The 23,761-nt window shown below is 42.1% G+C and carries 24 protein-coding genes, 6 tRNA genes and 1 pseudogene; 25 read left to right on the top strand and 6 right to left on the bottom strand.

The window, feature by feature from the left end; all coding sequences use genetic code 11:
* Nucleotides 1-39: 39 nt before the first annotated feature.
* The 3 genes from G587_RS0104175 to G587_RS0104165 are packed head-to-tail and all read left to right on the top strand — an operon-like array spanning nt 40 to nt 1,914.
* Nucleotides 40-414 (top strand): GntR family transcriptional regulator, encoded by a 375-nt coding sequence (locus G587_RS0104175; RefSeq protein WP_026491219.1) that lies wholly within the window; start codon nt 40-42, stop codon nt 412-414.
* Nucleotides 414-1,259 (top strand): ABC transporter ATP-binding protein, encoded by an 846-nt coding sequence (locus G587_RS0104170; protein ID WP_026491218.1) that lies wholly within the window; start codon nt 414-416, stop codon nt 1,257-1,259. The genes G587_RS0104175 and G587_RS0104170 overlap by 1 nt, the downstream gene beginning before the upstream one ends.
* Before the next feature lies 1 nt (nt 1,260).
* A complete protein-coding gene (locus G587_RS0104165) occupies nt 1,261-1,914 on the top strand; it encodes an ABC-2 transporter permease (RefSeq protein WP_026491217.1) in 654 nt (217 codons plus the stop codon).
* A gap of 33 nt (nt 1,915-1,947) precedes the next feature.
* Here the strand turns inward: G587_RS0104165 and G587_RS0104160 are convergent, their stop codons facing one another.
* Entirely contained in the window at nt 1,948-3,303 is a 1,356-nt protein-coding gene (locus G587_RS0104160; protein ID WP_026491216.1) for an MATE family efflux transporter, read from the bottom strand.
* Nucleotides 3,304-3,579: 276 nt separating this feature from the next.
* Here G587_RS0104160 and G587_RS0104155 point away from each other — a divergent pair.
* From G587_RS0104155 to G587_RS0104130, 6 genes are all read left to right on the top strand, one after another.
* Nucleotides 3,580-3,653 (top strand) — tRNA-Arg (locus tag G587_RS0104155).
* Between the two features lie 33 nt (nt 3,654-3,686).
* Nucleotides 3,687-3,760: transfer RNA gene (locus G587_RS0104150), tRNA-His, on the top strand.
* Nucleotides 3,761-3,844: 84 nt separating this feature from the next.
* Nucleotides 3,845-3,916, top strand: a tRNA-Gln gene (locus tag G587_RS0104145).
* Nucleotides 3,917-3,954: 38 nt separating this feature from the next.
* Nucleotides 3,955-4,027: transfer RNA gene (locus G587_RS0104140), tRNA-Lys, on the top strand.
* A gap of 61 nt (nt 4,028-4,088) precedes the next feature.
* Complete coding sequence (locus G587_RS0104135; protein ID WP_026491215.1) at nt 4,089-5,132, top strand: PDDEXK nuclease domain-containing protein; 1,044 nt, start codon at nt 4,089-4,091, stop codon at nt 5,130-5,132.
* A gap of 249 nt (nt 5,133-5,381) precedes the next feature.
* The gene (locus G587_RS0104130) at nt 5,382-5,819 is read left to right on the top strand and encodes a hypothetical protein (RefSeq protein WP_155829419.1); all 438 of its coding nucleotides are present in this window, start codon (nt 5,382-5,384) and stop codon (nt 5,817-5,819) included.
* Between the two features lie 265 nt (nt 5,820-6,084).
* Here the strand turns inward: G587_RS0104130 and G587_RS0104125 are convergent, their stop codons facing one another.
* Together G587_RS0104125 and G587_RS24115 are read right to left on the bottom strand one after the other, a co-directional pair.
* Complete coding sequence (locus G587_RS0104125; RefSeq protein ID WP_026491213.1) at nt 6,085-6,378, bottom strand: hypothetical protein; 294 nt, start codon at nt 6,376-6,378, stop codon at nt 6,085-6,087.
* Nucleotides 6,379-6,468: 90 nt separating this feature from the next.
* Nucleotides 6,469-6,939, bottom strand: coding sequence for a DUF2752 domain-containing protein (locus G587_RS24115; RefSeq protein ID WP_051200691.1), 471 nt, complete (start codon nt 6,937-6,939; stop codon nt 6,469-6,471).
* Nucleotides 6,940-7,087: 148 nt separating this feature from the next.
* Here G587_RS24115 and G587_RS0104115 point away from each other — a divergent pair, with 148 nt between their 5' ends.
* From G587_RS0104115 to G587_RS0104060, 11 genes are all read left to right on the top strand, one after another.
* Nucleotides 7,088-8,371 carry an alpha-amylase family glycosyl hydrolase gene (locus G587_RS0104115; protein WP_026491212.1) on the top strand — a complete coding sequence of 428 codons (1,284 nt, stop codon included), beginning with the start codon at nt 7,088-7,090 and terminating at the stop codon, nt 8,369-8,371.
* 125 nt (nt 8,372-8,496) lie between these two features.
* A tRNA-Pro gene (locus tag G587_RS0104110) sits at nt 8,497-8,570 on the top strand.
* Between the two features lie 22 nt (nt 8,571-8,592).
* Nucleotides 8,593-8,663, top strand: a tRNA-Gly gene (locus G587_RS0104105).
* A gap of 278 nt (nt 8,664-8,941) precedes the next feature.
* Entirely contained in the window at nt 8,942-10,219 is a 1,278-nt protein-coding gene (locus G587_RS24110) for a sensor histidine kinase (protein WP_207637460.1), read from the top strand.
* 19 nt (nt 10,220-10,238) lie between these two features.
* Nucleotides 10,239-11,051 (top strand): LytR/AlgR family response regulator transcription factor, encoded by an 813-nt coding sequence (locus G587_RS0104095; protein ID WP_026491211.1) that lies wholly within the window; start codon nt 10,239-10,241, stop codon nt 11,049-11,051.
* A gap of 355 nt (nt 11,052-11,406) precedes the next feature.
* Complete coding sequence (locus G587_RS21295; protein WP_051200686.1) at nt 11,407-12,384, top strand: transporter substrate-binding domain-containing protein; 978 nt, start codon at nt 11,407-11,409, stop codon at nt 12,382-12,384.
* Between the two features lie 118 nt (nt 12,385-12,502).
* Nucleotides 12,503-13,291, top strand: a complete 789-nt coding sequence (locus G587_RS0104080) for an amino acid ABC transporter permease (RefSeq protein ID WP_026491210.1) — start codon at nt 12,503-12,505, stop codon at nt 13,289-13,291.
* Nucleotides 13,275-14,051 (top strand): amino acid ABC transporter ATP-binding protein, encoded by a 777-nt coding sequence (locus tag G587_RS0104075; RefSeq protein WP_026491209.1) that lies wholly within the window; start codon nt 13,275-13,277, stop codon nt 14,049-14,051. The genes G587_RS0104080 and G587_RS0104075 overlap by 17 nt, the downstream gene beginning before the upstream one ends.
* A 101-nt stretch (nt 14,052-14,152) precedes the next feature.
* The gene (locus tag G587_RS0104070; protein WP_026491208.1) at nt 14,153-15,637 is read left to right on the top strand and encodes a M20 family metallopeptidase; all 1,485 of its coding nucleotides are present in this window, start codon (nt 14,153-14,155) and stop codon (nt 15,635-15,637) included.
* 26 nt (nt 15,638-15,663) lie between these two features.
* The gene (locus G587_RS24105) at nt 15,664-16,257 is read left to right on the top strand and encodes a hypothetical protein (RefSeq protein ID WP_051200684.1); all 594 of its coding nucleotides are present in this window, start codon (nt 15,664-15,666) and stop codon (nt 16,255-16,257) included.
* A 15-nt stretch (nt 16,258-16,272) separates the two neighbouring features.
* On the top strand, nt 16,273-17,139 hold the full coding sequence (locus tag G587_RS0104060; RefSeq protein ID WP_026491207.1) for a tetratricopeptide repeat protein: 867 nt from the start codon (nt 16,273-16,275) through the stop codon (nt 17,137-17,139).
* A 48-nt stretch (nt 17,140-17,187) separates the two neighbouring features.
* Here G587_RS0104060 and G587_RS0104055 read toward each other — a convergent pair whose 3' ends face one another.
* Nucleotides 17,188-18,909 carry a sensor domain-containing diguanylate cyclase gene (locus G587_RS0104055; protein ID WP_026491206.1) on the bottom strand — a complete coding sequence of 574 codons (1,722 nt, stop codon included), beginning with the start codon at nt 18,907-18,909 and terminating at the stop codon, nt 17,188-17,190.
* 838 nt (nt 18,910-19,747) lie between these two features.
* On the opposite strand from G587_RS0104055, the gene G587_RS0104050 reads away from it, so the two are divergent.
* From G587_RS0104050 to G587_RS0104040, 3 genes are read left to right on the top strand one after another with little or no spacing between them, the layout of a single operon-like run.
* A complete protein-coding gene (locus G587_RS0104050) occupies nt 19,748-20,155 on the top strand; it encodes an iron chaperone (RefSeq protein WP_022762558.1) in 408 nt (135 codons plus the stop codon).
* A gap of 15 nt (nt 20,156-20,170) precedes the next feature.
* Nucleotides 20,171-20,446, top strand: a complete 276-nt coding sequence (locus G587_RS21285; protein ID WP_196808940.1) for a hypothetical protein — start codon at nt 20,171-20,173, stop codon at nt 20,444-20,446.
* A gap of 43 nt (nt 20,447-20,489) precedes the next feature.
* Nucleotides 20,490-20,864, top strand: a complete 375-nt coding sequence (locus G587_RS0104040; RefSeq protein WP_026491205.1) for a VOC family protein — start codon at nt 20,490-20,492, stop codon at nt 20,862-20,864.
* Between the two features lie 41 nt (nt 20,865-20,905).
* Here G587_RS0104040 and G587_RS0104035 read toward each other — a convergent pair whose 3' ends face one another.
* Together G587_RS0104035 and G587_RS0104030 are read right to left on the bottom strand one after the other, a co-directional pair.
* Nucleotides 20,906-22,615: an IS66 family transposase gene (locus tag G587_RS0104035; RefSeq protein WP_026491204.1), complete on the bottom strand. Its 1,710-nt coding sequence runs from the start codon at nt 22,613-22,615 to the stop codon at nt 20,906-20,908.
* Between the two features lie 15 nt (nt 22,616-22,630).
* Nucleotides 22,631-22,936 (bottom strand): hypothetical protein, encoded by a 306-nt coding sequence (locus G587_RS0104030; RefSeq protein ID WP_026491203.1) that lies wholly within the window; start codon nt 22,934-22,936, stop codon nt 22,631-22,633.
* 265 nt (nt 22,937-23,201) lie between these two features.
* Here G587_RS0104030 and G587_RS0104025 point away from each other — a divergent pair, with 265 nt between their 5' ends.
* Nucleotides 23,202-23,381: a hypothetical protein gene (locus tag G587_RS0104025; protein WP_026491202.1), complete on the top strand. Its 180-nt coding sequence runs from the start codon at nt 23,202-23,204 to the stop codon at nt 23,379-23,381.
* A 226-nt stretch (nt 23,382-23,607) separates the two neighbouring features.
* A pseudogene (locus G587_RS25325) lies at nt 23,608-23,761 on the top strand (IS1380 family transposase); the annotation flags it as partial.

Below are 23,761 nucleotides of genomic sequence, written 5' to 3'. Positions count from 1 at the left end.
GTTATATACTGTTATATGCTGTTTATGGAGGATAAAGATATGCATATCATTTTGAACAATACCTCAATGGTGCCTATATACGAACAGCTTATGAATCAGGTGAAAAACAATATCATAAGCGGAGAGCTCGCGGAGAATGAGGCACTTCCATCTGTAAGAGCACTTTCAGCTGAGCTGCGAATAAGTGCGCTGACTGTCAAAAAGGCCTATGACAAGCTGGAAGAAGAGGGCTTTGTAATCACTGTTCACGGGAAGGGGACGTACGTTGCCGCAACCGATAAACAGCTTGCCATGGAAGCCAGGAGAAAGACAGTGGAGGATGACTTCGCTGGCGCGGTTGAAAACGCGAGAGCAGTTGGGCTCACCAATGAGGATATACTTGAGATCGTACAGATCATTTTGGAGGAAAACTGATGGTTAAGGTAGATAATCTTGTAAAAAACTACGGTGACTTCCGGCTTGATGTTTCTTTGGAAATTCCGGATGGGACTGTTACAGGAATCGTTGGGAAAAACGGTGCAGGAAAAAGCACCACGATAAAATCAATACTTGGGCTTGTAAAGCCTGATGGTGGACACGTTACCATAAATGGTAAGGAAGCGTCAGAACTCACCGGAAGTGAGAAGACTTCAATCGGAGTTGCACTTTCGGACTCGGGATTTAGTGCATATCTCAGCGTCAAGGATGTGATAGGCATTCTGAAAAAGATGTATCCCACATTTGATGAGGACTTTTTCAGGAAAAGCTGCTCTTCACAGGGGCTTCCGCTGGATAAGAAAATTAAGGATTTTTCAACAGGTATGAAAGCAAAGCTCCGCGTACTGGTTGCAATCAGTCACAAGGCTGACCTGCTTATAATGGACGAGCCCACTGCCGGACTTGACGTGGAGGCGAGAAACGACATCCTTGATATGCTGAGACAGTATCTTATTGATAATGAAAAGTGTTCAATTTTACTGACGTCACATATATCCTCCGATCTGGAAGGCTTGTGTGACGACATTTATCTGATACATAACGGCAAGATCGTTCTTCACGAGGATACTGACAAGATATTGAGCAATTATGCAATTCTCAAGGTGAGTGAGGATGACTACGAAAAGCTCGATAAATCCTATATTCTCAGCACAAGGAAGGATTATTTTGGGGATGTGTGCTTTACAAATGAAAAGCAGTTTTATACAGATAATTATCCGGACATTGTTATTGAGAACAGTAACATTGACGACTTGATTTTGATGATGACTGGAGGTGAATAAGATGCGTGGTCTCATTGAAAAGGATATACGACTTACACTGATCAGAAAGCAGACACTTTTCATCTTCCTTGCCATGGCCCTTGTTATGGGGATTTCCATGGATGGAACATTTGTTATAACCTATCTGACGATGCTTGCTATGATAGCTGCGATAGGAACAATCAGCTATGACGAATTCGACAATGGCTTTGCTTTTTTGATGACACTGCCCTTTGGTAGGAAAACCTATGTGAAGGAAAAATACCTGTTCAGCCTGATAATGACTGTGGCTGCGTGGTGCTTTGGTGCGGTGGTGAATATTGCAATAACTATTTCACGACACGGCGGAGCAGGTCTTGCCGACGATCTGATTATGGCGACAGCTGCTATTCCTTCAATTTACATGGTGGTAGGGATAATTATCCCGCTCCAGCTTAAGTACGGTTCTGAAAAAAGCAGACTAGTTCTGTTTGGTATATTTGGAATTTGTGCTGTTTTAATTTACGGGGTGAAAACGCTTCCGATTGATGTGGTTAAGCCTTTAGTAGGGCTGTTTAATACATTACAAGGGCTTCCGGGGTATTCAATTTTGCTTGCTTTGGTAATCGCATGCATTATAGTAACCTTCGTGTCATATATGATCAGTGCACGAATCATGGAAAAGAAAGAATTTTAATAATGTAAAGAAAAAGGGCTTAGCGTTGATTCGCTAAGCCTTTCTTGTAAGGTCCTTGACCCACTTATATTTTTGGAAGTGATACATGACCCACGGAATTTTTCCTACCTCATCGAGACATGTACAGGCATATACCGCAACGATCGGCCAATGAAAAACGAAGGCACCTAAAAGTGCTGTGGGGATCGCCAGGCACCACATGCACACGGCAAGACTGTAAACGTCAAACAGAGTATCGCCGCCGGCGGAAAAGATGCCGTTTATAATAACGGTGTTAACACATCTTCCTATCATATAGAAGGCCATAACGACCATCATTCCTGTGAGGAGGCTTTTGGCTGAAGGAGTAAGCTTCATAAAATTCACAACAGGGAAGGTTACGAGCAGAACCAGGGCGGTGCTCAAAAATCCTATAACATACGAGATTTTTGCAAGCCTTATACCGTATTCCTTTCCCTTATCCAGTTTTCCTGCACCAAGCTCATTACCTACCATGATTCCGCCTGCGCTGCTTATACCGTTACACATGCAGCAGAACAGGTCTCTGACCACGGCAGCTACAGAATTGGCAGCGGCAGCATCTGCTCCGAGATGCCCCATTATTGCGGTGTAAGAGGTAAAGCCCACACCCCAGAAAAGACCGCCTCCAAGGAGCGGAAGAGCGATTTTTATAAAGTCCTTTTCAAGACTGGCAAAGAAAGTGAATATGTAGAGGTAGTTTGGATGTAAAAAGCCCTTCTGGTGGGCAGAAGTGACAGCCCAGGCAAGCTCTATAATTCGTGAGATAAGAGTCGCAAGAGCAGCTCCATTTGCGCCCATGGCAGGAATTCCAAACAGTCCGAAAATGAATACTGAATTCAGGATGATATTTATCACAACAGCGCAGGTGCTGATGAGAGCGCTTCGATTGACGTGGTTTGTTACTCTCATTATTACTAGGTAGCACTCACAGATTCCTGTCAGGAAATATGACCATCCTGCGATCCTCAGATATGATGCGCCAATCCTTATGAGCTCCGGATCGTGAGCGAAAATGTTCATAAGAAGCTCAGGAATCAGGAGACATCCGGCAGCAGTAAGTATGGAAACAATGCCCACAACTCTGACCATCATGCCAAAGACCTTATTGATCGTATCCGTATCCTTTCTGCCGTAATACTGCGCACCGAGGATGGCGCCTGCGGCTGTGGCGGCGGTCAGTACCATGTTCTGGACGAACTGAATCTGCGTTGCCAGCGATACGGCGGCCATCTGATTTTGCTCGATCCTTCCAAGCATGACTGCATCGGCAGCAGCTACTGCAGCCAGCATAAGGCTTTGGAATGCTATTGGTAATGTGAGACGAATTAACTTATTATAGAAAGCTTTATCCTTAAAAATGTTCCCCATACTTTTCTCCATGTGATTTTTTGACATTAAGTAATTATCTCAGACATTAATCCTGTATACAATATTCATGTGGAGTTTATTATTTTTTAGATGAATTTTGTGTTCAGGCAGTCGAATCTTTAGTATAATAGTGAAGAAAAATAAAGTGTAAATCCGCGTGTTATGTGGCTTTGTGAGTTTTTGTGATAAAAAAAGTAAAAAATAATATTTTTTTTATTGACATTATCATAACTCTACTTTATACTTTATAAATGTCGCCGCGAGATTGCGATAAATGTGTCCGTAGCTCAGCTGGATAGAGCAACGGCCTTCTAAGCCGTGGGTCGGGGGTTCGAATCCCTTCGGGCACATTTTCAGATTTAAATAATAGATCTGAGTGTATGGTGGGTATGGCGCAGTTGGTTAGCGCGCCAGATTGTGGTTCTGGAGACCGTGGGTTCGAGTCCCACTATCCACCCTTTTTTATTTTAGGGCGATAACTTCTAGATTATGTTTTTAATCTGAGTTATTATTTTAGTAAAGCACATCTTGCTGTGTATGATGGGCTATCGCCAAGCGGTAAGGCACAGCACTTTGACTGCTGCACTCGTGGGTTCGAATCCCGCTAGCCCAGTTTTTTGATATATCACTGCTGAGGCAGTTCATATATATGAGATACTAGCTCAGTTGGTAGAGCACTTGACTTTTAATCAAGTTGTCGTGGGTTCGATTCCCACGTGTCTCATTAGCTTAATAGGTCTGAGATGTAGATAGTATCTGCATCTCAGATTTTTTTATTGTCAAAAATGTTGATTACCAAACGCTTGTTATGGATTGAGAATATTAGCGTAAGATATAAGAATAGTCAGATTAAAGCTGCCGTTTCGGTAAATAAAGAACTGATAGCTTTTTATTGGAGCCTCGGAAAGGACATTGTTTCCCTTGAAGCTGAAAAGAAATATGGAAGTGGTTTTTATGAGACTTTAAGTAAGGATTTAAAGAAAAAGCTTCCCGGAATTAAAGGCTTTGCGAGTTCTAATCTTCGGTATATGGTTAAGTTTTATAATTTATATTCAACAACAAATTTTCCACAAGTTGTGGGAAAAGCGAAAGACAACAATTTCCCACAACTTGTGGGAGAATTATCTTTGGATGAATTGTTTGGCGTTCCGTGGGGGCATCATCGAGTAATTATAGATCGATGCAAGGGTGATAGCGAAAAAGCAAGTTTCTTTGTAAGAAAAACAATCCAAAACAACTGGTCCAGAGCAGTTCTAGAAAACTTTTTGGATACTGATTTATTTGCAAGACAGGGAAAAGTAATATCGAATTTTGAGTATGCTTTACCTGCACCACAGAGTGATCTTGCTCAAGAAATGACAAAAGATCCATATAATTTTGATTTTCTTGCAATCCGGGAAGATTATGATGAAAAGCAATTAAAAGATGCATTGGTAGAAAATGTTATTAAATTTCTTCTGGAATTGGGTAAAGGGTTTGCTTTCGTGGGAAGGGAGTATCCGTTACCAATAGATGGAACGGAGGAATATATCGATCTTTTGTTTTACCACTTATGGCTACACTGTTATGTTGTCGTTGAAGTAAAGGTAAAAGCATTTAAATCCAGCGATATAGGCCAAACAGCGACTTATGTTGCAATAGCTGATGATTTAATAAGGAGAGAAGGAGATAACAAGACAATCGGATTAATTATATGTAAGAGTAAGAATAATATTCTTGCGAAATATTCTGTAAGTACTTCAAATGAGCCAATAGGAATATCCGAATATGAGTTGTCAAATCTGCTTCCTTCGCCAGAAGAGATAGAGCAAAAACTTAGTATGGATTGATTACCAAATTGATTACCTTAAGACACAACCGATGTGCGGGAACCTCCTTCCTTACTGTATTTCTTAAAAAAAGATTAACTGGGTTCGATTCCCACGTGTCTCATTGTAAGCGCTTAACACGATGTTGAGCGCTTTTTTCGTGCTTTTGCCCATTGAAAATGATATATTTAAAGTGTCAGGTAAATATGACCAAGTCGGTGAGAATATATATAATATATTTGGGGATAACGAATGGAGGGAGTAATAGAAATGAAAAAACAATTATTTACATTTATCATGGCGACTGCAATATTTTTCGGACCTTTTGCTGTAAAAAGCATGGATGCACATGCTATTAACTATAAAAATCTTGCTCAAGGTACTGAAGCTATTGCAGATCCGGACTTTGATGCGGCATATTATGCGCATAGATACCCTGATCTTTTGGCGGCAGGACTGCGTACTGCGGAACAGTTATATCAGCACTGGATCACATATGGTAAGGCAGAGGGAAGGGTAGGCAGTCAGACTTATGTAGTTCCTAAAGCTTTAATTCCGACTCCCAAGGTTTTTGCGCCGGACTTTGATGCGGCATATTATGCACATAGATATCCTGATCTTCTGGCAGCAGGGATACGTACTCCGGAACAGCTATATCAGCACTGGATTACATATGGTAAGGCAGAAGGAAGGACGGGCAAGCCATAAGATGATAAGCGCTTAACTACAAAGGTTGAGCGCTTTTTAATATCATAGGAAATTGCTTTCCTATGATATTAAAACGCTCCGCGTGGATGCGCACTCGCGCGAATGGAATATGTTGCATTCTGCAACCGCGTCTACGTTCCACTTCGGTCGTTGCAAAGCAGATGTCCCCCGGACATCTTGCAACGGCGCGAGAATTTCGCATGCGAAATTCTTTCTTGTTTCATAAAAACACCCGGTATTCAGTGAATACCGGGTGAAATATTTTTTACATTGTTGTCTGCTGTACAGTGCTGAGAATAGCAGCGCCCATAACAACATACATGATTGTTGTCAGCACAGCGATGATAAGGATCCAGATCAGCTGAGCCTTAGCCCAATTGGACTTTGATTTTGGTGTGCCGCTGCTGAATGCCCAAACAAACAGCATTACTAATCCAATACAGGGAATGCATGTGATTAAGAAAGTGATAAGCCAATCCCCAATGCTAATTGGCTGCTCGCCTGCCGGTCCGCTGTATGTAGGCTGCTCGGTCGGCGTATAGTTGTTGTTCTCGTCCATTTACTTTTTCCTCCTCATAAAGAAAAACTAAATAATTGTTTGCTGGTTACTTTTTTATTATAGGGTACTTTCTATATGCTTGTAAACTAATTAACGGAAAAGCGATGTCATAAGTCTGTCATACTCCGGATGAATAAAGGAAAAAAGATTTTGATGAGTGTAATTCATCGGTGCGCTGCCCGGGAAGACATGTGTGAGTCTCCAGACATAGATTACTATTGTTACGATGCAGACTGCCAGTAGCGGATATTCAAGTGATTTAAGGGTGCTGTTTTTGATGTATCGCTTCCAAAACGCTACGACTGCGATTGCAATCCACAGCGGATATGACGGATTATACTGCATTGCTCTTATGGGATGAAAAGTGATAAAGCTAAGAAACGCCCTTGTAAGACCGCAACCGGGACATGGAAAACCGCAAAGGAGAACCACCGGACAAAAGTGATGAAATATCAGCGCTATCCCTGCCCACGCCATAAAAATCACAAGTAAAAGAGTGGCGTTTTTCTTAAGGTCAAAGACTATTCTGTTTAATATTTCCCTGAAATTGATTCTTATCAATTGTATGCTCCCGTTTATATGAAAAATCTGTATTTTTAAATGAATAATAATGCTACAATTTGTTTGTCAGGCACATGCTTTAACTAATGAATATTATAGCAAAAGTGATGACATTTGGTGACGATGGTGCAAAATGGAGGATGAGACTATGGCAGACAATACACCCAAGAGCTTGAGAAATCAGATGATGTACCAGATTTTTGTGCGCAATTACAGTAGCGAGGGGACCTTTGCGAAGGTCGAAGAGGATCTGGACAGGATCAAAGCCCTCGGCACAGACATTGTGTATCTGATGCCTATTCATCCCGTTGGAGCAAAGAACCGCAAGGGAAGCCTTGGTTCGCCCTATGCAATTAGCGATTACCGCGCGGTGAACTCTGAGTTTGGTACTCTGGAGGACTTCAGGAGCCTTGTGAATTCTATCCATGAAAAGGGCATGAAATGCATCATCGATGTGGTTTACAACCATACTTCACCGGACTCTGTTTTGGCAAAAGAGCATCCTGAGTGGTTTTACCATAAGGAGGATGGTTCCTTTGGAAACCGTGTTGGTGACTGGAGCGACATAATCGACCTTGATTATTCTAATGAAGATTTGTGGAATTATCAGATAGAGACTCTTAAATACTGGGCAGAAATAGTGGACGGTTTCCGCTGTGATGTGGCGCCCATGGTGCCTGTGGCTTTCTGGGAGAGAGCACGAAAAGAGGTTTTTGAGGTTTGTCCTGATTGCATCTGGCTTGCAGAATCAATTGAGTATGAGTTCCTTACACATTTAAGAGGACGCGGAATAACTGCGCACAGTGACGGCGAGATTTTCGGGGCTTTTGATATCAGCTACGATTATGATATATATCCTTACTTATCAGGGTATTTATGCGGGAAAAATCCCATCTCGAAATATGTTGAGGGCCTGAATCGGCAGGAGGTAATTTATCCGGATAACTATGTGAAAATGCATTTTCTTGAAAATCATGATCAGACCAGGGCGCATTTCCTTATTCCTGATGAAAAGGAGCTTAGAAATTTCACTGCATTTTTATTCTTCCAGAAGGGAGTATCCTTTATTTATGCAGGGCAGGAGTTTGGAGCTTCACATCTGCCGAGCCTTTTTGATAAGGATACGATATCTTTGAAGCCTGAAAATGGAATAGATATGTCTGTATTTATAAGTGATCTTTCTAAGATAAAGAAGAATGAGATATTTGCAGAGGGCATTTTTGAGTGTGCTTCGTGTGAAAATGATACGGTTGTTGCAACTTTTTCTAAGGAAGAAAAGAAGGCAGTTGGAGTTTTTGCATTGCAGGGAGCAACATCTAATGTAAGAGTACCTCTCGACGATGGTATGTATAAGAACATTGTAGATGGCAGAGAAATAGAGGTTTTCCGCGGTGGAGTACAGTGCTATGGTGAACCAATTATTATCATTTAAACGTGAAAAAAATAACTATAAAAAATTTTGCAATTTTTTTTAAAAATAGTGTTGACATCCTGACTCGCGGTGATATAATTGTACTTGCGTTGCGGGTCAGGTAATGAAACACAAACGCTTCCAAACGGGGTGTGGCTTAGCTTGGTAGAGCGCCTGGTTTGGGACCAGGAGGCCGCAGGTTCGAATCCTGTCACCCCGATCGACAGCTTAATATAATACATGCGGGTGTAGTTCAATGGTAGAACACCAGCCTTCCAAGCTGGATACGTGGGTTCGATTCCCATCACCCGCTTAACAAAAAGACCTAGGTTTTTAACCTAGGTCTTTTTGTTAAGCAGGCGAGATCACGAACCCAGGGTTCGTATCTCGCCTCCGCGTCTACACTCCGTTCCGGTCGTTGCTGAGCAGAGGTCCCCCGGACCTCTAGCAACGGTCGGCTCGCAAACTTGCGGTCCCCCGGACCGCGCTCGCCCCATCACCCGCTTAACTCCCAATAACCCTAAAATACTGAGATAGTTGTATAATATAAACAGATTTTTTTAGAAGGCAGGTCAAATCATGGATCACAGTATGGATTATGTAAATATAGGAATATCCGCATTCATGTTAGCTATAATGGATATTAAGCTTTTCGGGGATATTCACATGCGAAAGGCGACCAACAGAGAGCGTATGCAGTTTACGAAGATGTTGCTCGCTGATTCGGTCATGCTTGCAGCGGTTTTGGCGGCTAAGATTTTTGTGTGCGTGATTAAGGACGAGACACTTCTGACGCTCCTTCTTAGAGTTGCATATTCCATGTATTTCGTAGGATTTTACATTCTCCTGGGTTTTTATTCATTGTATGTCACGTATTATATTTCCAGAATGAGCGGTAAAAGTCTGGAGATCCGAGGCTTTGTAATGCCCCTTATTGTGATTTATTCAGTCTTTTGGGTAATATCTCTGTTTAAGGGAGTTGTAGTTAACTATGACGGACAGACCTTTGAAAAGGGTGCGCTTTACTTTATAGGACAGGTGGGTGGTTATTCAATCATGCTTTTGTCGGTGGTGTACATGATCGTGTATCGGCAGTACCTGAAAACTGATAGCGTCATGATTCTTTTGTCCATCGTATTCTTCCCGCTTATCGGTGTGTTTATCAGATCCTTCGTTCCGGAGCTTGAGGTCTTGCCCTACAGCTTCTGTTTGTCACTGATTTTCATGGACAATACGTTCCAATACGAGCAGGAGAGGCTTATTTTGGAGCAGGAGGATAAGATTTCGAGAGACAGGATCAAGATTCTGTTTAGTCAGATCAAGCCGCACTTTCTGTACAACGTTTTGAACTCGATATACGTTCTTTGTGAAAAGGACCCCGAACAGGCTCAGGAAGCCATTGGACGCTTTTCAGATTATCTTAGGGGTAATCTTGGCAGTATTGAGCTTGCTGACTGCATACCGCTCCGCAAGGAGATGGAGCACGTGTCCAATTACCTCAGTCTTGAAAAAATGAGGTTCAGGGATAAGCTTACTATTGAGTATGATATAAAGGATGATTTTTTTGCACTTCCCGCGCTTTCCGTGCAGCTTCTTGCTGAGAATGCCGTAAAGCATGGTATTCATAAGAAGGAAAATGGCGGAACGATTCATATTGAAAGCTTTTCCGAAGAAGATTATTATTATGTTGTTGTCGAGGACGACGGTGTAGGCTTTGACCTCAGTGATATTGAGCAGGGAGGCGGCCTTCACATCGGTCTTGATAATCTGAAGGAGAGGCTTCTTACCATGTGCAACGGGCTTCTCATTATTGAAAGTACCAAGGGCGTCGGAACAAAGGCGACCATTAAGATTCCTAAAAACGAATAATGAAAAGGTATGGATTTCAATGAATATTATTGCTGTAGATGATGAAGAACTGGCGCTTGAGGGATGCATAAGTGCCATAAAAAAGGCGCAGCCTTCAGCCAGAGTAGAGGGCTTTACCAGTGGTGAAAAGGCATTGGAGAAAGCGGACCAGATTAAACCGCAGGTTGCATTTCTTGATGTCGAGATGAGAACCGAGAACGGAATAAATATCGCCAAGAAGCTTCAGGAAAAAAATCCCAGAATAAATATTATCTTTGTAACCGGATATTCTGATTATATGAAGGAAGCCTTCGGACTTTATGCAAGTGGATATATTATGAAACCTGTTACGGCAGCCAAGGTGAAATCCGAGTTTGAGCACTTGAGATTCCCAGAGGAGAGCGTGGCTCCGGTTCAGTCCCACAAGCTTCGCGTGCATACTTTTGGCGAATTCGAGGTATTCACTGAAAACGGAGTGCCGCTGGATTTTGTATACACTAAGACCAGAGAGCTTTTGGCAGTGCTTATAGATGCTAACGGCGCCATGAGGACCTTTAACCAGATCATGGAAAAAATCTGGCAGGATGAGGATGACGCCGGAAGTCACAGATCTTATATGAGAAATCTTTTTGCCGATATGGCAAGAATATTTGCTGAGTTGGGCTGTTCTGAAGCACTCATCAGAAGACGTGGAGAAGCCGGTATTAACAAGGAATATTTTGACTGCGATTACTTTGATTTCCTGGACGGGAAAAGGGATGATACAGGCTTTACCGGTGAATATATGAACCAGTACAGCTGGGCAGAGCCAACTTTAGGAAAACTTTTTCAACTTTCTGACGGAATGTGGTGAAAATAGTTTACGAAAACGTTTGAGATTGGCTTAAATACTGGATTTAAACCTTGTGACACTTTTGTGACACTAAATATGAGACAATAAAGTCCCAAATGATTTCCTCTATTATATAGTTCCCTCTATAATAATTAAGGATGAGAGAGGCGCTTGCATTCTGCAGGCGCCTTTTTCATTTCCCACGTTCCAATGTGCTCAGACAGCCGCGAGAAAAATAAATAATATTTTTTCTTGATTTTTTTTATTATATGGGGTTGATAAAATACATCAAGTGTATTATTATGTATAAAACCGAAACGAAAATGTATATTTATGCATGATGTTTTGCATATATGAATATTTAAGGAGGCATATTATGAAGAAGAAACTTATCGCAGCTATTTTAACCGGAGTTATGACATTTAGTATGACAGCTTGTGGCGGTTCATCAGCAAGCACTGCAACAGAAGCTGAGAGCACTGAGGCTACAGCAGCAGAGAGCACAGAGGATAGCGCTGATGCTACAGAGGCAGAGAGCACAGAAGAGAGTGCTGACGCAGCAGAGGCAGAGAGCACAGAGGAGAGCACTGATGCAGCAGCTTCAGCTGAGATTTCAACTGTAACACCTGGTAAGCTTACAGTTGCTACTTCTCCTGACTTTGCTCCCTACGAGTTCTATTCAGTAGGAGAGGACGGAACACCTTCTCTTGCAGGCTTTGATATCGCACTTGCTCAGTACATCGCTGATGAGCTTGGACTTGAGCTTGAGGTTGTGCCTGTTGATTTCGATGGCGTTCTTATGGAGCTTCAGACAAAGGCAGTTGACCTTGGTGTTGCAGGTCTTTCACCAGATCCGAAGCGTGAGTCAATCATGGACTTCTCGGATATCTACTATGAAGGCGGTCAGTCCTTCGTATGCGTACAGGATAACAAGGATAAGTTCCAGAGCCTTGAGGATCTGAACAACCCTGATATCGAGGTTGGTGCTCAGACAGGTGCTATTCAGGTTGACCTTGCTCAGACCAACAGCCCTGATGCTGAGATCATTCAGCTCACAAAGGTTACAGACATCATCGCTGAGCTTCTTGCTGGTAAGCTTGATGGTGCTTACATCGAGACAGCAGTTGCTGAGAGCTATGCTAAGAACTATCCTGAGCTTTGCGTAGTACTTGAGGTTCCTTACGATGGAGCTGAGGGTTCTGCTATCGGTATCAGCAAGGGTAACGATGCTCTTAAGGATGCTGTTAACGCAGCTATTACCAAGGCTAAGGAAGAAGGAAAAATGGACGAGTTTGTTGCTACTGCTAACGAGCAGGCAAGCGGAGAGATCATCGAGGGTCTTCTTGAGAACTGATGATTTTCATCTGACTTAATATCAGAACAAATTCTGGACTCGGGAATGTAGTTATTTCCGAGTCCATTTCATGCTATAATGTAAAAAAATTACCAAAATTTTGGAGATAAGGAATAATATGGACAGCTTTATTCAAATTGAAAATTTTTCTAAGATCTCGCCTTATGCCAGTCTGTTCTGGCAGGGTATGGTTGTTACGGTAATGCTTTCACTTTTTACTGTTGCAATCGGTTTTATTCTTGCACTTCTTCTTTCAACAATGAGGATGTCAAGATTTTATCCGCTAGCTTTTCTTGGACTTGATAAGGAAGGCCATCAGCGCGAGAAGGGCATAGGCGTTGCATTAGGAAAATTCAATCCGCTGGATTTTATTGCGACTGCGTATGTAGAGATACTGAGATCAACACCTGTAATCGTTCAGGTGGCAATCATCTACTACGGCGTATTTGGTGCGCTCATTGAGCTTCCCAGCTTTACATTTATGGGCTTCATCAAATTCGAGAGATTTTTCCCTGGCGTGGTTGCTCTTGGAATGAACTCAGGCGCTTATCTTTGTGAGATTATGCGTTCCGGTATCCAGTCAATCGATGGCGGACAGACTGAGGCTGCCAGATCTCTTGGTATGAACCAGTTCCAGAATCTGAGATATATTATTCTGCCCCAGGCTATTAAAAACATTCTCCCTGCAATAGCAAACGAGTTTGTTGTTATCATCAAGGAATCTGCTATCACTTACACAATCGGTGTGCAGGATATCATGTCAGCAGTAAATGCCGTAAGAGGTGCAACCTTCATCATTATCGAGCCGCTCCTTGTAGCGACAGCCATTTACTTCTGCCTGTGCTTCCCTACAAGTAAGGTGATCGCATATTTTGAAAGGAGGATGAGCCGTGGAGACAAGAGATAAGCTTATCCAGGTTACAGACCTTGAAAAACACTATAATTTTGGGAAAATAAAGGCACTTGACGGTGTGTCCATAGATATAGACAAGGGCGACGTAATGGTTGTTATCGGTCCTTCAGGAAGTGGAAAATCAACCTTCCTTCGTTCCTTAAATCTCCTTGAGGAGCCCACAGGCGGAGCAATCCTCTTTGATGATGTGGATATCACCAAGAAAAAGTACAAGGATGAAAACGGCAAGTGGGTTAAGGTGGACATCGATCTTCACAGACAGAAGATGGGAATGGTATTTCAGCACTTTAATCTTTTCCCTCATAAGACAATTATGCAGAACATGATTCTTGCGCCTATGAAGGTTAAGAAGGTTTCCGAGGAAGAGGCAAAGAAAAAGGCCTTAGAGCTACTTGACAGAGTAGGACTTAAGGACAGGGCTGATGCATATCCTATTCAGCTCTCCGGTGGTCAGAAGCAGCGTATCGCCATCGTTCGTGCGCTTATGATGGAGCCTGAGGTAATGCTCTTTGATGAGCCCACATCTGCGCTTGATCCTGAGATGGTTGGCGAAGTTCTTGACGTTATGAAGCAGCTTGCAAAGGAAGGAATGACAATGGTTGTTGTTACTCACGAGATGGGCTTTGCAAGAGAGGTTGGTAACCGCGTGCTTTTCATGGCAGATGGAAAACTCTTGGAGCACGGAACTCCTGAGGAGATCTTCGAACATCCCAAGCACCCCAGACTTCAGGAATTTTTGAGCAAGGTGCTGTAAACAATAAACGGTAAAAATACACGCTTTATAAGCTGACGGATGCTTGAATCATCTGTCAGCTTTTACTATACTTAATTGTTGCAAAAAGTGAGGTGCCTAAAATGAATGACGCCAAATTACAGGCAATTGAAAAAATTGAAACAAAGACTCAGCTTATAAATGACGTTGCTGATAAGATATGGGAGTATGCAGAGCTCTCTTTGCAGGAGTATAAGTCCTGTGACCTGTACTGTGAGGTCCTTGAAAAAGAAGGCTTTACAGTAGAGAAGGGAATCTGCAATATTGCAACGGCTTTTTCTGCGAGCTATGGACAGGGTAAGCCTGTGATAGGCATACTTGCTGAATATGATGCACTCTCAGGCCTTTCACAGGAGGGAGGAGCGCTTACAGAGAAGCCTCTCATCCAGGGTGGAAGCGGCCATGGCTGCGGACACAATCTTCTGGGGGCAGGAGCTCTTGCAGCAGCTATCGGAATTAAGCATTACCTTGAGAATAATAACTGTCAGGGGACAGTCATTCTCTATGGATGCCCCGGTGAAGAGGGCTGTGCATCAAAAGCGTTCATGGCCCGTGATGGTGAGTGGCAAAAGCTTGATGCTGCACTTACATGGCATCCAGAGGACTGCAACGAGGTTGTTACAGGATCATCTAATTCATGTATCCAGGTCAGCTACACCTTCAATGGAACAGCATCCCATGCAGCCGGTGCTCCTGAGATGGGAAGGAGCGCTCTTGATGCGGTAGAGCTTATGAATATAGGCGTGCAGTTTTTACGAGAGCACATGAGCAACAAGGCCCGCGTGCACTATGCCATAACCGATGCAGGTGGCGTGAGTCCCAACGTGGTTCAGCCCAAGGCACAGGTTCTCTACATGGTTCGTTCCAATCATGTTGCGGAGACGGTAGAGCTTCAGAAGCGCGTTGATAAGATTGCGGAAGGTGCTGCGCTTATGACAGAGACTACTTTTGACAGGAAGTTCATTGATGGGCTGTCTGATACGGTGACCAACAGAGCTCTGGAAAAAGTGCTGTATAAAAACTTCGAAGAGCTGGGAGTTCCGATCTATTCTAAGGAGGAGCTTGAATACGCAGGGAAGCTGGCGATGACCTACGAGGGGCATGACAATGCACCCGGAACAGGATCTATGATGGATGCGGATTATGCAGACATGGCTATAAAGATGCAGGCTGAATATAAAAACAGCTGTACAAAAAATGGGATATCAGATTCTGATGCTGATTACGGAATGAATGGTTTTTTGCTTCCTCATTACATGGGGGAAGCCTTTAAGCCTTCATCAACTGACGTGGGGGACGTCAGCTGGAATTGCCCGACGGCACAGATTCATGTAGCGGCCTGGCCTAATGGATGCCCCGGACACAGCTGGCAGAATGTGGCATCTGCGAGAACTGATATCGGTCACAAGTCTGCTGTCCATGCAGGAAAAGTGATGTGTGCTGCAGCGATAGATTTATATGAAAATCCGGAAATTTTAAAGGAGGCAAAGGCAGAGTTTGAGAAGCGAACAGCTTCCGGCTATGTGTGCCCTATTCCGGAGGGTGCTGTTGCAGAAGCACTTTTATAAATAAATAAAAAATACGGAGGGAACGTATGAGAAAAGCGGAAAGATTTTTCCTTGTGGTTTGCATTTTAACGCTCATAGTTTTGGGGTATAAGTCATTTTTTGAAAAACCTAAGTTTGATCTTGGCAGTCATAACTATACTTTCAGAGCGGCAACCGAAGAGGAGGCAGAAACATTTGATTTTATGGGTGCACAGATCTGTCATGTGTACGACACCATGGACTATGAGCATGATCTTGCTATGGCCTATGGGCAGGTGAGGACTCTTTTCGGAGAGCCTGCATACACTACTAAGGACCTGGAAAATCTCTATGCGTATAACATCATCGCAACTGATAAGAATGGTAAGGAGATTTACATCTACATATACAGTGGCCCTACAGGTCCTGCAATAGGTGGTGATACAAACGATGCGGAGGCAGCAGCTGCAGCGAAGGAGCTTGTAAAGGTGATTCAGAATGCAGAGCCCACCGACTTTTCATGTGAGGCTTTCTATTTAGATGGACCGACCAAGCTGACAATTGCAGTGAAAAACGGCATACCGATGGTAACTGAAGTTCCCATAGGCGAAGATGAGTTTGAGGATGTTTTTAGCGAACTCTACGGCGATTACGAATTCTAATGGAGGGAACTGACAATGTTATTTAATAGAAAAAGCAATGCAGAGCTTACAGCAAAGCAGGTCGCAGATCGATTCATGATCCAGGGCGGCATTTATATTTTTGTAGTTATCATGTCTTCAATCGTTTTGATTTTGAATTCTGTTTTGACGCTGCTTACCGGCATAAATCATGCACGTAACAGAGTGATGATACTTGTAATGTTTTTGTATCTGATCCTTATGCTTATACATAGAAGGACTTTATATAGCAGATTTGTGAGTGTCATGCTGGTTTACTGTGACCTTCCCAAGTTCATGGAAGCCTTCATGCGTGTGGCACATAACAAACTGTTTGAGGAGGATATAAGATATATCCGTTCATTCTATTCAGTGGCATACATGTACAGTGCAGATTTTAAGAGCGCTGAAAGTGTGCTTAAGGCTGAGATTGACCAGTCAAAGAAAAAGTGGATTAAGATTAATGCCAAAGCAAATCTTGCGGCACTTTATCTGATGAATGGACAAAAGGATGAGTTCTATAAGCTCTATAACGAGGTTATGATGGAGTATAATTTCGGAAAAGCTCCTAAGTATATGGAGAGAATGCGTACTGGACTTGAGGCAAGATGGAAAATTGCTGAAGGTGATTACGACGGAGCTGCAGAGATGATCAAAAAGTCTATCCAGCAGTCAGAGAGGGCAAGAAGCACCTTCAACTGCGTAATAAACTACATTCAGCTTGGTAATATTGAGCTTGCAAGGGGTAATGAGATGGAAGCTGCTGTGGCTTATGGCTATGCTATTCAGCATGCACCGCAGATGGCGTATGTACAGAAATATATTCCGAAGTACGAGGAATTAAAGAGTAAGTTCGCGCAGAATGCTCAGGCTGCCAACGCGTAAAACAAATCACTATTTATTCTTTAAATAAAATCGCAGCATACCTTATTTTTACCACCTGTTCTTTGCTTTATAGAGCAGAGCATCCACGCGGTTTATGGTATCAGAAAGGTTTTCGCCATTTTGATGCTTGGTGGTACCAATACTTATAGTAAAAGGAACTACGGAGGCAGATAGAATGCTAATCTGCTTCCTGATATTCTCTGCGAGCTCATATACCTGAGCATCGGGGTATCCGTGCAAAAGGATCATGAATTCTTCACCACCCCAGCGTCCGGCTTCAACTCCGGGAAGAGCGCAGATATGCTGGATAAGATATTCCGAAACAAGCTTTAATGCTTTATCACCCTCGCTGTGACCATATTGATCATTGATTTGCTTGAAGTTATCTATGTCAAACATGATCAGATGCCATACGGGGGTACTTTTATCTTCATTTATCTCGTCTATCAGGCGATCCATAGCTCCGCGGTTAAGGAGGCGTGTCAACGCATCGTGAGACGCCTTGTAGAGCATATCGCCAAGCTGAGTATTCTTCTCCATCAGTTCTTCTGTTATGGTATTTATGAAAATAGCAAGGCGGGCAGCAAGGGGCATGCCCGATGCTTTTTCGCATTTTTCTATATTGAGTTCAAGCGGAGCTTTTGCTGCGCCTTCTCGCATGGCAATTGCGACAATAGATAGGTTGTGCAGAACAGTATTCCCCTTATAGCGCACAATTTCACCAAGAGCGCTAAAGCCGGTAATCTTCATATATTTTGATACTTCTGAGATTTCTATGTTTTCCTTGCCTCCCCAGAAAAGCTTACGCCCCATGCAATTGATAATGAGTACGACCTGAGGTGCAAAATCTCTGACAAGCAGCCCCGTTTGCTTTGTGTGCGCAATAATTCTTCTGGGATCGCCATAGGTCAGTCTTACATAGCTGCCCTGGGGGACGTTGGTGGACATAACAATAGAACCGTCGGGATTTACGGATTTTGCATGTCTGATATATTTGGTATCCTCATCCACCTGAACCTCAAACGGGAATTCAAGAGCATCATAGAAAAAATTGGAATCATTTTTAATCTGCAGATAATGGTCATATACATCGTATGCAGGCTTTTCATCTATTTCATATACCAAATCGCCGTCTGATCTTGTTACCTGCATGGGATAACCGATGGCCTTCCAGCCAAATATGCGATGCGGCTGGATATATAATTCAGGTCCCACATAAAATACAAAGACGGACCCTGTATTACTGCATTCATGATTGTTTGCAAAAACGAACTGCTCGTGATCAGAAGTGCCTACTGCAACCCCACCAAAAAATACGATTTCTTCAGGAAGCTTATCGTAGATATTACCGGCAGCTTCAAGACGCTGATAGGAGCATGCGGTGAGAAGCTCAATGCCTTTAAGACCTGAGAGATTCCGCGCGTATTTAACAAACTCATAATCATCGTATTCCTCTGGGGCAGCGTAGGTTGAGAACACTTCCACATGAGTTGCGGGATCTTCGAAAATCATAAGTGTCACAACTATATCATCATCATGCAATTGACCTTCAAGTATCTCACCCGTTGCACTGCAGCCTATAATCGGAATATCAGGCGCTATACGAAGGATAGTATTACGGGCATCATTTACCAGTTCAATAATGTTCTCACGGTTATAAGGCGCATATATATGAAAAATGGCAGCATTATCCCTCTCAGGGATTTCTGCCGCCCATTCACGGATTGTTTCTTCAAATATAGACGAAAATGCTGTCTGTTTGAACTTCATGTCGGCTTCTCCTCTTACTGGTGTAAGCGATGATTGCATGTATCTACTTTATTTTACTATAAAAAGGATTGATGCTTTGGGTTTTTATGAAAATTTAATATTGGCATAATTTTGATAAGTAATATGTGTTTTGAGATAAAAGAGTAGATAAAGATATTAGTCATTTTTTGATTACTATTCACAGTTAAATAGATTTAGAAATGAAGCTCACTTTGTGGGCTTTTATTTTTGTATTAGGTATAATTAGAATGTCAAACAAAATCGGCAGTTTACGATCGGCGGTTTGCCAGGGAGTAATATAAGAGAAGAATCCTGTTGTATTTCCAATTATGGAATAAATCAACAGGCAAAAATCGGTCTTGGAGACTGTTGGTATTACGAAAAATGGGATAACAACAGGTTAAAATCGGTCTTGGAGACTGTTGGTATTACGAAAAATGGGATAACAACAGGTTAAAATCGGTCTTGGAGACTGTTGGTATTACGAAAAATGGGATAACAACAGGTTAAAATAGGCCTTGGAGACTGTTGGAATTGCGAAAAATGGAATAACAACAGGTTAAAATCGGTCTTGGAGACTGTTGGAATAATGAAAAATGGAATTTCAACATGCTAAATTTGGCTTTTGGGCCTGTTGATATCGAGAAATATTGAAAAAACAACAGGTATTTGAAATAAATGCATTGCAAATAGGTCGACAAATTCTAATAATATTCGTGTTACCATTCACAGATAAATGGAAGTGAAGAATGAAGTTCACATCAGTGGGCTTTATTTTTATTGTTGAAACGGTTAGAATCTTTGTATTAAGCAAATCGAGGTTTGAAGAGGTGAAGCCATGGCATGGAAATGTCCGAAATGCGGCAGAGAGTTCAGCAGACAAAACCAGGACCATTACTGTGTGAAACCGCAGAATATTGATGAATACATTGCTGCCCAGGATGAGAAATATAAGCCCAGATTAATGGAGATTCGGGAGATCCTTCGTGATGCACTGCCAGACGCGGAGGAACGGATCTCCTGGTCGATGCCCACTTACTGGAAAGGTCGTAATATCATTCATTTCGCAGCATCAAAGAAACATCTGGGCATTTATCCCGGTGATGAGGCTACAGCTGTATTTACGGAGGAACTCTCCGATTATGACGTAAGCAAGGGCACGATACGGATCCCCTATGATCAGCCTTTACCGGAAGCACTTATCATAAGGATCGCAAAATGGTGCTTTGAGAACTATTCCAAATAAGGTGCAAAAGATGGTATGAAGAACGTAATAGAGTTCCGTTGTATTCGGGAAAACGAACTCGGCCTTCTCAAAGACTTTTTATATGAAGCCATATTCATTCCGGAAGGTGTGGAGCCGCCTTCGAGAGATATTGTAGAGAAACCGGAACTGCGCGTATACACTGATGGTTTCGGTACAAAGTCTGGAGACAACTGCCTCGTCGCGATCCACGACGGAAAAATAGTTGGGGCTGTCTGGACGAGGATCATGAATGAAAATGATGAGGAATTCATCATGGTATGTGAGCTTTAGAAATCGGAGTTTGTCGAAAACATCGACCAAGGAGAGGACGAAAATGGTAAAAGGTATACATCACATATCGATGAAATGCAATATTGGAGAAATAGATAGAGTAAAAGACTTTTATATAAATGTACTTGGTATGTCTATTTGCCGGGAATGGCCAGAAGGAATAATGATAGATAGCGGCAACGGGCTGATTGAAGTATTTGTAACTGGTAATGGCGAACATAGGAAAGGTTCTATTCGTCATATTGCATTTGCAACAGAAGATGTTGACAATGTTATAGATAAAGTAAAAAAAGCGGGATATGAAGTTTTTGTTGAACCAAATGATAAAGTTATTAATTCTTCGCCTGAATATCAATTTAGAATGGCATTTTGCTTTGGACCGCTGGGAGAAGAAATAGAGTTTTTTGATGAAAAATAAATTCAAGTTTGTTGAAAAGAAAGCACTATTTCTAGGCGGAGTTATGCTCCGCCTAATAGTTCTTCTACAGTATATGGTTCTCCAGAAGCCAGTCTTAAGAGGGCAGTGAATTCATTAACACCATTTCTGGCGCAGGTTTCAAGATATGTCCTGATATCTGCAAAATATGATGCGTATTCAATGCTTTGGAACTGTCCGGACACTTTGTCTTTGGTTTTTACGAATCTGAGTGACCTCTCGCTGAGGGTGTTTGTTGTTGGGATGGAGAAATCCTTAACCCAGTCAAAGTAGTTGTTCTTGTATTCTCTTATTCTGTTGAGAAGAGCATTCTCATCACTTTCATAATAATGCCCCAAATCAGCAATGTACTCTTTATATCCACTATCCAAAAGAAAATCTACTTTCATGAGAAAAGCTTCAACAGCTTCCTTTGAGAAAGCAGTAGCACCTTCGGCTATCAGATGTTTCCGGTCATGCATCATGGACTGGATTAGCTCTTTTAGCGTTTTGATCCAAGGGTGGCTTGATGAGTCGAACAGCTTCTGCAGATCCCTTTCCAGATGTTGATTGCATTCTACATTTCTGAAGACAAAGCCTTCATGATAATTGATGGTGTTATGATCATGCATGACTTTTGTTCCGGAACTTAGCACAGGAAGGATGTTATCTTCAAGGATTCCTTCAAGGTCTTTATGTAGATGTGCAGTATACAGGGCTATACGTTCATTTCCATAAAACCTCATACAAGCTCTTGCTGTATTTACAAAGACTACAGTGTCATCCCAGTAGATAAGAGGCAGTCCTATGATTATATTTTTCAGGTCTGCGATAAAAGCATGGAGCTTTTTTGAGTAACGCTTTTGAAGTTTTGCAAGATACCCTTCGCTGAGGGTAAGCGGTTCAGGAGAAAATCCTGTCAGTATTTTTCTTGTGCGGTTAATGCTTACAAAGCCAAGATCCATGAGCGATAGTGCCATTGCCTGGATTACCTTGCCATACTGGTTTGCAGCCTTAAGAGAACCGAGTGGAGCTTTGACTGTTGCACCACAGTCAAGACATTTATAGATGACAAACCTGTGTCTGCGCTTGATGACCTTTACTTCATAATCGAACTCATCCTTGTAAGATTCTTCAATTTCTTCAAGGTTATGGCTGCCGCATTTGGGACATTCAGTAAGCTCATGAGGGATGGTGTCAGTGATTTCTTCATCAGAAAACTTGGGCATTTCATGCTTCTCATGACCGGTTTGCCCACCTTTAGGAAGACCTGATTTTTCTCTAGAGTTTGGGATAACTTTTTTCTGATCGATTGCGGTCTTGGATGTAGGAGTGCCAGTATTGGTTCCGTTATTATTGAGTCTTGCTGTAAGTCTTGCAACTTCATCCTTAAGTGCCGCTATCTGGGCTTCTGCTTCTTTTGAAGCTGTGATTTCTTCGGAAGAAGCTTCTTCCAGGAATTCCAACTTGTCCCTTAAATGCTGATTCTCAAGTTCAAGGCTGAACTTATCATTCTCCAGTTCCTTGACTTTGGCGCGCTCTTTTTCATAAAGCTCCTGATAACGATCAGCGAGGGATTTGTATTGTGAAATCTTTTTGTTGAGGCCTTGGATCTGGCTGAGAAGCTTTTGCACGCGAGAGTCTGAAGCACCTTCTTTTCTGAGCTTTTCCAGCTCTTTCTCAAGTTTTTTGACCTTGCGCTCAGCAGCGTGCCATTCCTTTTTTATAACTTCATATGCTTCTTTCAGTTCCATCCCCGGTTATCCCCATCACTTTGATTTATATTTTTCCAACTGATCGCGCAGCTCCTGATTCTCTTTTAAAAGCCTGCGGATTTCATCTTTAAGCCCTTTCATGGTCTTGGGCATTTCGTAATCATCACTTCCTGCTTCATAGGAAGGACTGCGCTTTTTGCACCTGCCATCGGTAGGGATAATCTGTTTTGTTTCAGGGTCAACGCGGCCAATCAGCTTTCTTTTTGATTTGGAACGCTTGAGTTCCGGATCCCAAAATGATTGATTTTCATAGGCATATGTTATGCCGGATCTTTTGTCGGTCTGATATACAATTCCCATAGTTTGCCTCCCATATCTTTATGTGTATAGCATAACACATAAAGATAATAATAGCAACAAAAAATGCCTCAAAAGTCAGATTTTTTCTGGCTTTCTTGGCATTTTTATATGACCGTAAACTCTTTATGTGAAAGATACCATATCTGGGAAAGTGTGAATAGTAACATTTTTTGAATTGGTGTCCAATAATTATACCACTTAATTTGCTATAATCTATTTAACTGCTATAATAGTATATGGTTTGAACGATTTAAGGGGGATTACTATGGAGTATATTGATTTTGTCTTGAAAAGCTTTATTGGAGAGCATGTTGATGTCATAATATTCTGGATGGGATATATTCGCTTGGTAGCGATTATATCTGTGCTTCTGCATGTAGTATTATTAAAACATACTATTGATGAAGGTCAGTTCAGAGGCACGTATGAACAGGAATGGCCATAAGAAGATAGAGTACGATTTTCCGGAGCAATATTTGTCTGCGTAATCAGGAAAAAATATACGTAAACCTGAATTATTCACGGCTTAATTACAAAGCCGCATAGTTACTGCATTTAAACTGCATATTGCTTTCACCCAATAAGTGAAGCCTTAGGGGTATTAATAAAGCCCCGATTCTGTTACAATTTTAGGTGTCGAATCCAAAAACATAACAAAAAAGAGGCTTCATATGTCTAGTTTAGATTACACAACCTTAGAAAGCAATAAGCGTTTTAAATTAAATTTTGACGGAGGTGATTTATCCTCCGATGCTGGTCTTCTCCTAATAAAGGAATTCATCAGCAAACTGCACTTTGACAAGCTGATTGACAGCATATTTCACA

The sequence above is a fragment of the Butyrivibrio sp. XPD2002 genome (genome assembly GCF_000423945.1).
Lineage (GTDB): Bacteria > Bacillota > Clostridia > Lachnospirales > Lachnospiraceae > Butyrivibrio.
This window is presented reverse-complemented; position numbering and strand designations above follow the sequence as displayed.